Genomic DNA, 12,899 nt, shown 5'->3' with positions numbered 1-12,899 from the left:
ATAAACTTCGAAGCATGGGCCTTCCTGATATCGCAAGAAAAACATCCTATAAGCGCGGTCTGTCTTCTGAGAAAGTACGTCGATAGACGTTTTCTTTCTTGTGCAAGTCTTATATATTACGAGTGGAGTGGGCATTGTGGATGGGTTCAACGGATGTATTCGATTGACTGAGCAGCCATATAACCGGCGTGAATGAGACAAGAAAACAGCTGCCCGCCAGAATCGGAAGCAAGGACCATTCGGCGATGGAGTATCCAAGAAACGTCTGCCATCCGATGGCGATTAATCCGAGCAAATACGCCAAGCCGCTAATATGGATCAGTATCGGTTTAACCGCAGGATTGACGGATTTTCTGATGGACAGCCACGCCATAAAAGGGATCGCTTGCAGAGCATGGAACCCTAGTCCGTGCAGCCAGATGATATTGCCGTCGATCCCGGTATAGCGTCCCGCGTTGATGGAGATCCATATGCCGGCTGCAAAAGATAGCAGCACCGCAATCATGGCATAACGAATGCCGAGTCCGAGTTCCGGATGGGCTTGCATTACACGCTTGCGGAAGTACTGGGCGCCAAGGATCAGGTAGAATATGATAAGCAGAATCGCAACAGCAGGAAAAATAACCGAGATGACATGATCAAAGGTCGTGCCGTTCTGGACGAATCGCGGATCGACACCGCGGAAGTTTTGAACGGTTTCGGCGAAGTAGGAGAACAGAACGAGCGGAATATAACACCAGCGGTAGATCGATTTGCTTCGAGGCCTCATACCGGAAACCGGTAAAATGATGGCGGTTGATATGATGAATATCCCCAGGGCCGCGTTGAAGGAAAACGCTTTGGAGATATCTCCATCAGGCGAGACAGGTCCTCCATTCAGCAATACCCATATCCCGCATATTCCGGCTAACAAAAACCCGAGCAGCCCCGTCAGCAAGAGCCAAGTCTCCTGCTTATACAGCTTGATCGCCCGGTTCGTCGCTTCACGTGCAAGTTGATTCATATGAAATGACACCCTCTCCGTAATGATGAATTGTTTATAATTTACAGGAGAATGGGGGTGACTTTAACGGGCTGGGGATGTAAGGGGACCCTGTACGCCGGAATGATTTCAAGGCTGGACTAAAGCCGGGGATGTAGCGAGTGTTAATCAGGACGGAAGAGAAACGGAGCCAGTTCTTTTTTACTAGATTAGGCATTAAGAAATGAACCTCTCGCTTGATTGCTCCTTTCCTGTATACCTACTAAAATTGAAAAATGTGGTTATTCACGAGATCGACCGGTTAATAGGTTTATGGAATTGAAATTTGCATTTAGACTGCCTGAAGAGCAGAGGCAAAAAAGACAGAAGGGGCGTCCGTATTTATGTCCAATCGAATTTTAGTTACACCCGAGCAGTTGGAGCAGGTATCCACGCAATTTGCGCAGTCAGGGCAACTTAGCAGCGATATGGTGGAACGGCTCCAGCGAAGCATTCATGAAATGGAAGGCCAGTGGCAGGGGATGACCCGTGAGCGGTTTTTCGGGGATTACCAGCAAGCCAGGGCAACCATGATCAAGTTCGTAGAGTGCTTACAATCGATATCCACCGAACTGAAGCAAATTTCCGTCAAATTCCGTTCCACGGATGAGATGGTGAACGGTGCTTCCGCTGGTGGAGCAGTTGCCGGAGCAGGTATTCTGGCTGGAGCAGCCTCCGGAGCCGGAATTCCTACGGCAGCTGCAGCAGGCTCTGCAACTATGGCTTCCGGTGTTTCTGCTAAATCTTCAAGTAACCCGCTGGATGCAGCACTTAAAGGTGTAAATGTGGAAGGCAGCGTAATCAAGCATGAAGAGAATGGGTTATTTGCCAAAGCCATTACAGGCAGCGCAGGGGCCAGCCTTACTGAAGGAGCGCATGCCAGCGGCGCAGTTGTAGAAGCAGGCTATGCTAATGATCATGTCGAAGGTTCGGTTAGCCTGGTTAAGGCCGAGGTTGAGGCGGCCGTTAAGGATGGCACGCTCAGTGTCGGGGCTGAAGCTACATTAAACAAGTATGAAGGCGGCGTGAATATTCCGCTTCCATGGACGGATAAGGAGCTGCATATCGGAGGTTCCGCTTCACTCGGCGTACTCGGCGCATCCGCTGAGGTGGGGAAAAGCGGTTTAAAGTTCCACGTGCCGTTAGGACCTGGTGCAAGCCTTGTCGGGCTCGGAGGAGCGATTACGGTAAAATAGAAGGGGGAGCACCGCCGATGAGCGATAAACAAAAACGGTTCAAATACATAATGGTGATCATTGCTGTTGTCGGTGTGCTGGGCACCGTGATTCCCAACCTGCTTGACACAAGTTACGCAGCTGCGGAAAAAGCAGTCATTTGCCTATCCTTTCTCATTGGAGTACCGCTCGTTGTGTCGATTGTATATTGGATCGGTAAAAAAATATTGAAGGGTTGATCAACATGGAACAGCATGAGCAAACGGAACAGAAGCTACTGCCAATCGGATCCGTAGTCAAGTTCAAGGAATGGGACCAGACGCTGATGATCTATGGTCGGATGCAGAACGACTCCAAGACGTTGAAGCGTTGGGATTACGTGGCCTGCTTCTACCCTCACGGGAATCTGACCGCGGATTCCAATATCTTTTTCAACCATAAAGACATTTCGGAAATTGTATTTATGGGTTACGTCAATGAGGACGAAATTGCGTTTCGTGATGCATTGATCGAAGGAATTGCGAAGGCGGATCAAATGGCAGCCGCAGGCTCGGACAAATCATAGTTTCATCATATAGCAGCACAGCAGCATAGCAGCTCTGTTCAGAGGCAACTCTGGCAGGGCTGCTTTTTTGTTTGCAACAGATTCACAGTGCGTAATCCTAAATAAACATATTTAAATCTGTGTTTATTTTTGAAAATATACTATTCAAAGATAAACGGGCGTGATATTATGAGAAACAAATGAAAGCAAATTCATATGGTCAATCGGAGGGGAAACTTCATGGTTCAAAGCTTATGGGAACAGTCAAAGGCGCAGCAGGCACAAAATACATTGGATGAGCTGGTCTACCGTTCAAATTTAATCGGGTCCGACCGGCGTGTGTGCAACTGGGGCGGCGGCAATACATCCAGCAAAACAACGATTCAGGATTTTCGCGGCAAGGACATAGAGGTTATGTACGTAAAAGGCAGCGGATCGGATCTGGCTACCATGAAAGCGGGCAATTTCACAGGTTTGCGGATGGAGGACATCCGGCCATTATTCGAAAGGGATTCGATGTCGGATGAAGAGATGGTGGCTTACCTGGGTCACTGCATGGTCGATGCGAAGCACCCGCGCGCATCCATTGAAACGCTGCTGCACGCGTTCTTGCCGTTTCGGCATGTGGACCATACACATCCGGATGCCATTATCAGCTTATGCTGCGCCCATAACGGCAAAGAATTAGCCCGGGAGATCTTTGGCGACCGATTTGTGTGGGTACCATACGTTCGCCCTGGATTTATGCTGTCTAAAATGATTGCCGAAGGGGTGTTGGCTAATCCGAAAGCCGAGCTTGTACTTATGGAGAAGCACGGGCTTGTCACTTGGGGCGATACATCGGAAGCCTGTTACGCACAAACGATTCGAATCATTAGTGAAGCGGAAGCCTACATCGAAGCGCGAGTGAATAACGACAAGCTGTTCGGTGGCCGGAAGTTCGCGCCACTGGCCTCGGAAGTGCGCCGCAGCATTGCCGCCGAAGTGATGCCCGCGATCCGCGGTGCCGTCAGCGATGTGAAGAAGATGATCCTGTCCTTCGACGATCAAGAGGATGTGCTGGACTTTGTCGGGGGTATCGATTCGCCGAAGCTGTCCCAAGTAGGCGCAGCTTGCCCCGATCATCTGGTTCATACCAAGGTAGTTCCTCTCTTCATCGACTGGACACCTGATGCTGAAGATGTCGAAGGCCTTAAGGCAAAGCTGATCGAAGGCATTGCAGCATACAAAGAGCAGTATCAAGCTTATTTTGAACGCAACCATCATGAAGGCGACATCATGTTCGAGGCGGCTCCGCGCGTCATTCTTATTCCGGGCATCGGCATGATCAACACGGGCAAGAGCTGGGCGATGTCGCAAGTCAGCGGCGCCCTGTATCATCGGGCGATTGCGGTCATGCGCGGCGCGACGGCCTTGGGCGATTTTGTATCCCTGAGTGAAAATGAATCCTACAACGTGGAGTATTGGCCGCTGGAGCTGTATAAATTGAGCCTCGCACCGGCAGAAGCGGAGTTTTCGCGCCAGATCGCTTTTATCACCGGAGGAGCAGGCGGTATCGGAAGTGCCACGGCCCGCAGGCTGGTAGCTGAAGGCGCACATGTCGTTTTGGCGGATTTGAACCTGGAAGGCGCGCAGCAGGTAGCCGAGGAGATCAATGCAAAATACGGGGAGAATCGGGCTTTTGCCGTTAAAATGGATGTAACCGACGAAGAGGCCGTGAAACACGCCTATCGAGAAACCTCCATCACTTATGGCGGTGTTGACATTATCGTCAACAATGCGGGCCTTGCGACATCCAGCCCGTTTGACGAGACATCGCTGAAGGAATGGAATCTGAACATGAACGTGCTGGGCACAGGTTATTTCCTGGTTGCGCGGGAAGCCTTCTCGTTGATGAAGACACAGGGCGTTGGCGGAAGCATGGTGTTTGTGGGATCGAAAAATTCGGTCTATGCCGGCAAGAACGTGACTGCATACAGCTCCGCAAAAGCACTGGAGGCTCACCTGGCTCGCTGCATTGCTGCGGAAGGCGGAGAATACGGCATTCGAGTCAATACCATTCTTCCGGATGCCATTCTGCAAGGCTCCGCGATCTGGAATTCAAACTGGAGAAACGAGCGGGCAGCAGCTTACGGGATTGAGCCGGATCAGCTTGAAGAGCACTATCGTAAACGCACGACGCTTCTTGTCAACATCTATCCGCAGGATATTGCCGAAGGCATCGCTTACTTTGCATCATCAAGATCTTCGAAGACAACGGGCTGCATGCTGACAATTGACGGCGGAGTGCCTGCTGCGTTTACTCGTTAATCGAATGAAGATATGACGCATCTACCGCAAGAAATCAAGATTTCTTATTAAGATGGGAAGCTGGGTCAGAGATGACCTAGCTATCCATATCATATGGGAGGTTATGGGATGAGGCAGGATGTTGCAAGGAACTTTGAAGAAGCGAAAAAGCTCTATGGGCAGCATGGCATCAACGTGGACGAAATTTTGACGGAACTTGAACGCATCAAAATCTCCATTCACTGCTGGCAAGGAGACGATGTCCGGGGATTCCTGTTCCGCGACCAGGAGCTGTCCGGGGGCATCTCCGTGACCGGGGAATATCCAGGCGCTGCAGGAACGCCGGAACAGTTGCGGGCCGATCTGGAAAAAGCGATGTCGCTCATTCCGGGATCCCACAAGGTGAACCTCCACGCGATCTACGCGGATACCTATGAGACCGTTGATCTGGATCAGCTGGAGCCGAGGCACTTCCAATCTTGGGTGGATTGGGCCAAAGAGCAAGGAATCGGACTCGATTTTAATCCGACCTGCTTCTCCCATGACAAATCGAAGGATGGGTTTACGCTGAGTCATCCCGATCCGGCAATCCGTCAATTCTGGATTGAGCATTGCAAGGCATCACGAAGAATCGGGGCTTACTTCGGCGAACAGCTGGGTCAAACCTGCGTGACGAATATCTGGGTTCCGGACGGTTATAAGGATATGCCGGTAGACCGAATGGCGCCGAGGCAGCGGCTGAAGGAAGCGCTGGATGAGATTTTTGCTGAAGATATTAATCCGCAATGGAACCTCGATGCCGTCGAGAGTAAACTGTTCGGACTGGGCTCAGAGGCTTACGTTGTGGGTTCGCACGAGTTCTACATGGGATACGGCATACAGAACAACAAGCTGATCTGCCTGGATGCGGGTCACTTCCATCCAACCGAGAGCATTGCCGGCAAACTGTCATCGCTTGCCCTTTTCGCCGATGGACTTCTCCTTCATGTCAGCCGGCCGATGCGCTGGGACAGCGACCATGTCGTCATCATGGATGATGAACTGACCGAGATTGGACGCGAGCTGGTGCGCAATAACCTGCTGGATGTTACCCATATTGGACTGGACTTCTTTGATGCCAGCATTAACCGCATCGCCGCGTGGGTTATCGGTACCCGAAATACGATAAAGGCGCTGCTGCGTGCCAAGCTGGAACCTGTCGATCGGCTGAAGCAGGCCGAACTTGAAGGCGATTACACGACCCGCCTGGCGTTAACGGAAGAGTTTAAATCCTATCCGTTTGGAGCGGTGTGGGATTATTACTGCGAACGTATGGGCGTACCTGTAAGAGAAGAGTGGCTGTCCGAAGTGAAACAGTATGAACGGGATGTATTGCTGAAACGTACGCAAGCATGAGAAGAGACGGGGTATCACTCGGGCTCGTGCCTGAATCGTTGATTATGATCTGACAAGGAGGCTGGAAGCCTTGAACGTTCTTGCATTTGATTTGGGCGCAAGCAGTGGCAGGGCCATGCTGGGCCAATGGAACGGCCGAACCATCGACGTAACGGAAATTCACCGGTTCCCGAACGATCCGGTTCGAATCGGCGACCGTTTCCAATGGGATATACTGCGGATCTACCACGAGATGAAGCAGGGCTTGCTCCGATTGAAGGGACAGCATAGCCTGCCGACGAGCATCGGTATTGATTCCTGGGCCGTGGATTTCGGACTTCTGGATCGAAGCGGGGAGCTGCTCATGAATCCGTATCATTATCGGGACACGCACACGGATGGCGTGATGGAGCAGGTCTTCCGGGATGTGCCGCCTGCCGAGATTTTTGATCGGACGGGGATCCAGTTCCTCTCATTCAACACGATCTATCAGCTGGCTTCCTTGCAGCGTCAGAAGCCCTACTTGCTTCAAGAAGCCGAGCGTTTTCTTATGATTCCCGATTTGCTGCGCTACTTCTTGACCGGCGAGATGGCGAATGAATTTACGAACGCTACTACAACGCAGCTGTATAACCCGCTTTCGGCAAGCTGGGATGATCATCTCTTGAAATCATTGAATATTCCTCATAAGTTATTTCATCCTGTGGCTCAACCCGGTACGCATGTTGGGGCTTTGAGATCATCCGTCACGGAGGAGCTGGGGATCCCGCCGATTCCGCTCTATACGGTTGCAGAGCATGATACGGCTTCCGCCGTGGTCGCGGTTCCGGCTATAGAGCCTTCGTTTGCTTACTTGAGCTGCGGTACCTGGTCGCTGATGGGAACTGAAGTCGATCAGCCTGTCATTCATGAACGGGCCAGAGAGCTGAACTTCACGAATGAGGGAGGAGCCTACGACACGTACCGACTGCTCAAGAATATTATGGGACTTTGGATTCTGCAGGAATGTCAGCGGACCTGGGGACGAGAAGGGTTAACGTACTCCTATCCCGAATTGGTTAAGATGGCGGATGCGGCGCCGGCATTTGCTTGTTTTATTGATCCCGATGATCCCATATTCCTCCCAGCCGGAGATATGCCGAAGCGTGTAGTGGAATATGCGGCGCGCACAAACCAGAGCGTTCCGCAGGATGCAGGCGCTCTTGTACGCTGCATTATGGAGAGCCTGGCCATGCAGTACCGTTATGTGCTGGAGTTGACCGAGGAATTGTCGGGGCAAAAATTTCAGGGCTTGCATATGGTGGGCGGTGGCATTCATAATGAAACATTATGCCAGTGGACCGCGAATGCGATAGGGAAACCCGTATGGGCTGGACCTGCGGAGGGCAGTGCCATCGGCAATATGGCCGTGCAGTGGATCGCGCAAGGTGAGCTGTCCGATATATGGGAAGCACGCGCAGTCATTAGAGAGTCCTTCCCGGTCAAGACCTACGAGCCGAAGGAAACTTCCTTATGGGAGGAGGCTTACGGGGTGTTCGGTCAGCGGACCGGGAAGAGATAGAATATACGAACAGTAAGGATGGGCGGTATGATGCTGGTTGCAGAACGATATGAGAAAATAGTACAGTTGGTCAACGAAAGAGGGAGCATCCGAGTCTCTGAGCTGAGTCAGCTCTGCGGTGTAACGGAAGAAACGATTCGCCGCGATCTTGACAGGCTGGAGCAAGCAGGGCGCCTGCGCCGTTCCCATGGCGGGGCGGTTAGCGTGAAGGATCAACCGGAAATTCAGCGGTCGCAGCCGGAAATACCGTATGCTGAGCGGGAAATCATGCATGCGCTGGAGAAGCAGCGGATCGCGGAGGAAGCGGTCAAGCGAATCCATCCGAATGATCGCATCCTGCTGGATGCAAGCTCTACGGCTTGGTACATGGCAAAAATCATACCGGATATTCCGATTACCGTGCTGACGAATTCGATTAAGGTGGCTGCTGAGCTGAGCACCAAGGAGAGGGTTCAGGTGATCTCCACAGGCGGCATTCTGGCTCATCGTTCCCTGTCCTTTGTAGGTCCGCTTGCGGAACGCTCGCTGGATGCTTACTACGTGGATAAAGCCTTTCTATCCTGCAAGGGTGTGCATATCGAGCGGGGCCTTAGCGAATCCAATGAGCTTCAGGCGCGAATCAAGCATAAAATGATCGGAATGACAGATGAGACCATTCTGCTCGCCGATGCCAGCAAATTCGGCACGCAGGCTTTTGCGCAGGTTGCCGATCTGTCCCAAGTGAATCTGATCATTACCGATCGGAGATTGACGGAAGAGGAAGCGGCACCTTATCGAGCATTGGGCATCAAGATCGAATCTGTATAGAGCAAGTTTCTATAACATATCAACATGGAATCCCCCCGTTCCGGGGGGTTCTTGCTAGAGGCCGATTCTTCGGTCCATATCCTGATGATTAGCGGGGTGAAAATGTTGAAGATTTCATTATTTGTCACTTGTCTCAGCGATGCCTTGTTCCCGCGGGTAGCTGAATCGATGGCAAGATTGCTGGCAAGGTACGGCGTGCAGCTTGAATTTCCGGAAATCCAGACCTGCTGCGGCCAACCGGCCTACAACAGTGGTTATTGGGATGATGCTCGCATCAGTGCCAAGACGATTCTGGACGCTTTTGACGATAGCGACTTTGTTGTGTCTCCTTCCGGCTCCTGCACGTATATGATTCATCATTATCCGGATTTGTTCAAGGACGATCCCTTATACTTGGATAAAGCGAAAGCGCTTCAATCCAAATGCTATGAGTTTACGCAATTCCTCGTCGACGTGCTGGGCGTGTCCGATGTTGGCGCCGTCTATCCGCACAAGGTAACCTATCATCCATCCTGCCACGGAAGCCGCCTTCTCGGGGTGAAGGAGCAGCCAATGAAACTGCTTAGCCAAGTCAAGGGACTGGAACTGGTTCCCTTGCCATTCGCCGAGGATTGCTGCGGGTTCGGCGGAACGTTTGCCGTGAAAATGGCGGACATTTCGGGGGCGATGGTCACAGAGAAAAGCGATCATGTGCTGGAGACCGAGGCGTCCGTGCTTGTCGGTCTCGATATGGCCTGCCTTATGAATATTGCCGGCAATCTGCGACACCGGGGCGAGAAGGTTCAGGTCAAGCATTTGGCCGAGCTGTTGTATGAGGGGGTGAGCGTACATGAGCACAGCTGAATCGAAAGCGCAAACGGTTAAGGAACGTGCAGGTTACGCTCTCAATAATGATTTTCTGCGCAATGCGGTGAAGTTTACGACAGAGCGGCTGCGGCTCGGCAAAAAGCTTGCGTCTGAGGAGCATGGCAACTGGGATGCGTGGAGGGAACGGGGACGCCAAATCCGGCTCCATACTATCGCTCACCTGGATTATTATTTGAATGAATTTGCTGAGCAGGCCAGGGCGAACGGAGCCCATGTCCATTTTGCGGAGACGGCGGAAGAGGCGGTCGCGATCTCTCTGCAGATCGCAGAGCATAAGTCGGCCAAGTCCGTCGTGAAATCAAAATCAATGGTGTCCGAGGAGCTGCATCTGAACAAGGCGCTCGACTCGATCGGAGTGGAGGCCGTCGAAACGGATCTCGGGGAGTATATTATTCAGCTGGCGGATGAAACGCCTTCTCATATCATCATTCCGGCCATTCATAAGAACCGTTACCAAATTGCGGAGCTGTTGTCCGCAGAGGCAGGCGAAACACTGCCGCCCGATACGGCGATTATGGCAGGTTTTGTCCGCATGAAGCTGCGAGAGAAATTCCTTGAAGCGGACATTGGCATGACGGGGTGTAATTTTGCGATCGCCGAGACGGGCTCGATGGTTTTGTTCGAGAATGAAGGCAATGCCCGCATGGTGACGACGGTGCCAAAGACACAGATTACCCTGATGGGCATGGAGCGGATTATTCCGTCATGGGCGGATCTCGAAGTCATGGCTACCTTGCTGCCGCGTTCAGCGACCGGTCAGAAGCTGACAGTATACATGTCCGGTATCAGTGGTCCGAAGAGAGAACTGGATGCCGATGGACCGGACGAGATGCATATTATCATCATTGATAACGGCCGTTCTCTTCAGCTCGGGGACCCCGAATTTCAGGAGCTGCTTAACTGTATACGCTGCGGCGCCTGCCTGAATGCCTGTCCCGTATATCGCCATATTGGCGGGCACGCTTATGGGGGCACGTATAGCGGCCCAATCGGTGCCGTATTAACGCCTGCCTTGAACAAGAACGTCGCGGAATGGGACGATATTGCCAACGCATCCAGCCTGTGCGGCGCCTGTTATGAAGCATGCCCCGTGAAGATTCCGCTGCATGATATGCTGGTATCCCTGCGCCGCCGGAAGATTGAAGCCGGGCGCGGCGACAAGCTGGAAGCGATGGGAATGAAGGGCTTCTCGGCGATTATGGGGAATGCCAAGCGTTATCGCAGCGTGGTATCCCTCGGAAAGTGGGGCCAGAAATTGGTGGTTCGAGGCGGGGAGATTCGAACGCGGATCGGACCTTTGAAGGGGTGGAATTCATACAGGGTAACCCCAAGTCTCCCCAAGCAATCCTTCCGTGACCGATGGCCGGAGATGGAGCAGGATATTCGCGGAACCTCCGGGACAATGGACCCTGAAATCGCCAACCGATTGAAGGAGCGGCTTCAGCAGCAGAAGTTCGGAAAGGGGGAGAAGGCCCATGACTAACGAAAACGATCGCAGCTGGCTGGACCGTCTTGAAGAACAGTCTCGCAAGAAGCAGGAGCAGTTCATGGATGGAATTGCCGCGAAGCTGGGCAGAAACCGGGTTCGCACCGCTCCGGAGCATCCTTTCCGCGGTGCCCCCGATTTCTGGAATGAGTTTGAGTGGCCGCTTGAGAAGAGGATTACGCAGTTTACCGCCAACTTTGAAGCGGCAGGAGGCCATGTGGTAAGGCTGAGCCACCGCGAAGAGGTCAGCCGGTTTATTAGGGACAAAGCGATGGAGATGAGTGCGGCTACGATTCTTCGTCAGCAGGAAGACGCGCTGGACCGCCTGGGGCTGGAAGAGAGCTTGCCGGAGGCGCTTGTTCTCTCCTGGAATGAGGCAGCGGACACGAACTGGAGGGCAGTCGCTGCCAGAGCTGATTTTGGTGTCGTCATGGCGGATTATGCTGCGGCTTACACCGGTTCGATTACGGTGAAATCAGCCCCGCATAAAGGACGTTCGGTCAGCCTGCTGCCGACCGTGTTGATAGCCATCATTCCAATAGAGCGAATGGTTACCCGACTAGGCGAGATTCTGGTTCAGTTTGATCAGGCCGGACGCGAGCAGCTGCCAGCGGGAATCCATTTCATCTCGGGCCCGAGCCGTTCCGCCGATATCGAGAACGATCTTACGATTGGCGTTCACGGGCCAGGCATCGTGTACGCCCTGCTGGTCGATTCCTATGAGAATTAACGAATAACACAGGTTACAGGATTAGCCCCAAGCAAGAGCAGTTACGGCATGCTCACTGGCTTGGGGCTAATTTTAGATAAGGGAATATATAAGTTTGCAGTGAAACTGATAATCGATATGTTTCCTCTGATGCAGTCTGTCAACTGTGGAAGCACGTCGATAAATGGTTTTCTTAAGTATGGGGTTATTTGCCCCTGCGTGTCAGTTCGGCCAGCCGATCCCATTGCTCATGGGTCACTTCCGCCAGGTCGTTGAATTGTCCCGCACCTTGAAGCCATTCGCCGCCATCGATGGTGATCACGTCACCATTAATATAACCGGCATAATCGGAGATGAGAAACGCGGCGAGGTTAGCTAATTCCTCTGCATCCCCTACGCGCTTTAAGGGGATGCGGTCGATCATCTTTTGCTCCAAGTCCGGCGTGGGCGATAATCTTGACCATGCGCCTTCAGTCGGGAATGGACCCGGGGCGATCGCGACTTGTCGGATCCCGTAAGGGGCCCACTCCACCGCGAGGGAACGTGTCAGCGCAAGCACGCCCGCTTTTGCGGCTGCAGATGGGACCACATAGCCAGAGCCTGTTGAAGCATATGTTGTGACGATGTTGAGCATCGTTCCGCTTTTGCCCTGCTCAATCCAGCGTTTACCGACTTCAAGTGTTGCGTAGAAGGTGCCGTGCAGCACGATGTTCAGCACGGCATCTACAGCCCGAGGAGAGAGGCGCTCGGTGGGGCTGATGAAGTTCCCGGCTGCGTTGTTGACAAGTACGTCAATACCTCCATAATGCTGCTCTGCCGCATCAACAAGAGCCGATATCTGCGCAGGGTCTCGTACGTCGCAGCTTTTGTACCATACCTCGCGGCCTAGCTGTTTTAATTCTTCAACGGTCTGCTGAAGAACTTCCTCCCGGCGTCCGCATATGACGAGTTTAGCGCCAAGCTGCGCGAACTTCTCTCCCATGGCCCGACCAAGGCCCGTGGCGCCTCCTGTGATCAATACAACTTTATTTTGAAGCAAATCGTCCGTGAACGGTCCCATCGATGG

The 12,899-nt window shown here is 52.7% G+C and carries 12 protein-coding genes; 10 read left to right on the top strand and 2 right to left on the bottom strand.

Annotation, left to right across the window (positions count from 1 at the left end):
* Positions 1–109: 109 nt before the first annotated feature.
* Positions 110–1,003, bottom strand: coding sequence for a hypothetical protein (locus tag MKY82_RS20645; protein WP_339294267.1), 894 nt, complete (start codon positions 1,001–1,003; stop codon positions 110–112).
* 362 nt (positions 1,004–1,365) lie between these two features.
* Here MKY82_RS20645 and MKY82_RS20640 point away from each other — a divergent pair, with 362 nt between their 5' ends.
* The 10 genes from MKY82_RS20640 (at position 1,366) to MKY82_RS20595 (ending at position 11,854) form a co-directional block, all read left to right on the top strand.
* The gene (locus tag MKY82_RS20640; protein WP_339294266.1) at positions 1,366–2,217 is read left to right on the top strand and encodes a WXG100 family type VII secretion target; all 852 of its coding nucleotides are present in this window, start codon (positions 1,366–1,368) and stop codon (positions 2,215–2,217) included.
* A 17-nt stretch (positions 2,218–2,234) separates the two neighbouring features.
* Positions 2,235–2,435, top strand: coding sequence for a hypothetical protein (locus tag MKY82_RS20635; protein ID WP_071220301.1), 201 nt, complete (start codon positions 2,235–2,237; stop codon positions 2,433–2,435).
* Positions 2,436–2,440: 5 nt separating this feature from the next.
* Positions 2,441–2,761 carry a DUF4176 domain-containing protein gene (locus MKY82_RS20630; RefSeq protein WP_194543413.1) on the top strand — a complete coding sequence of 107 codons (321 nt, stop codon included), beginning with the start codon at positions 2,441–2,443 and terminating at the stop codon, positions 2,759–2,761.
* Positions 2,762–2,980: 219 nt separating this feature from the next.
* A complete protein-coding gene (locus MKY82_RS20625) occupies positions 2,981–5,050 on the top strand; it encodes a bifunctional aldolase/short-chain dehydrogenase (protein ID WP_339294265.1) in 2,070 nt (689 codons plus the stop codon).
* A gap of 108 nt (positions 5,051–5,158) precedes the next feature.
* Positions 5,159–6,424: an L-rhamnose isomerase gene (gene rhaA / locus MKY82_RS20620; protein ID WP_339218143.1), complete on the top strand. Its 1,266-nt coding sequence runs from the start codon at positions 5,159–5,161 to the stop codon at positions 6,422–6,424.
* A 70-nt stretch (positions 6,425–6,494) separates the two neighbouring features.
* The gene (locus MKY82_RS20615) at positions 6,495–7,964 is read left to right on the top strand and encodes a rhamnulokinase family protein (RefSeq protein ID WP_339294264.1); all 1,470 of its coding nucleotides are present in this window, start codon (positions 6,495–6,497) and stop codon (positions 7,962–7,964) included.
* A 30-nt stretch (positions 7,965–7,994) separates the two neighbouring features.
* Complete coding sequence (locus MKY82_RS20610) at positions 7,995–8,771, top strand: DeoR/GlpR family DNA-binding transcription regulator (protein WP_071220495.1); 777 nt, start codon at positions 7,995–7,997, stop codon at positions 8,769–8,771.
* A gap of 105 nt (positions 8,772–8,876) precedes the next feature.
* A complete protein-coding gene (locus tag MKY82_RS20605; RefSeq protein ID WP_194544862.1) occupies positions 8,877–9,614 on the top strand; it encodes a (Fe-S)-binding protein in 738 nt (245 codons plus the stop codon).
* Positions 9,601–11,121 (top strand): LutB/LldF family L-lactate oxidation iron-sulfur protein, encoded by a 1,521-nt coding sequence (locus MKY82_RS20600; protein ID WP_339294263.1) that lies wholly within the window; start codon positions 9,601–9,603, stop codon positions 11,119–11,121. Before MKY82_RS20605 ends, MKY82_RS20600 begins: the two co-directional genes overlap by 14 nt.
* Entirely contained in the window at positions 11,114–11,854 is a 741-nt protein-coding gene (locus MKY82_RS20595; protein WP_339294262.1) for an LUD domain-containing protein, read from the top strand. The genes MKY82_RS20600 and MKY82_RS20595 overlap by 8 nt, the downstream gene beginning before the upstream one ends.
* 184 nt (positions 11,855–12,038) lie before the next feature.
* Here the strand turns inward: MKY82_RS20595 and MKY82_RS20590 are convergent, their stop codons facing one another.
* Positions 12,039–12,893, bottom strand: a complete 855-nt coding sequence (locus tag MKY82_RS20590) for an SDR family oxidoreductase (RefSeq protein WP_339294261.1) — start codon at positions 12,891–12,893, stop codon at positions 12,039–12,041.
* Between the last annotated feature and the right edge of the window lie 6 nt (positions 12,894–12,899).

Origin of the sequence: Paenibacillus sp. FSL W7-1279 (assembly GCF_037969845.1) — a bacterium.
GTDB lineage: Bacteria > Bacillota > Bacilli > Paenibacillales > Paenibacillaceae > Paenibacillus_AQ.
Note: the sequence above shows the minus strand (reverse complement) of the source record. Positions and strands in the feature narration are given on the sequence as shown.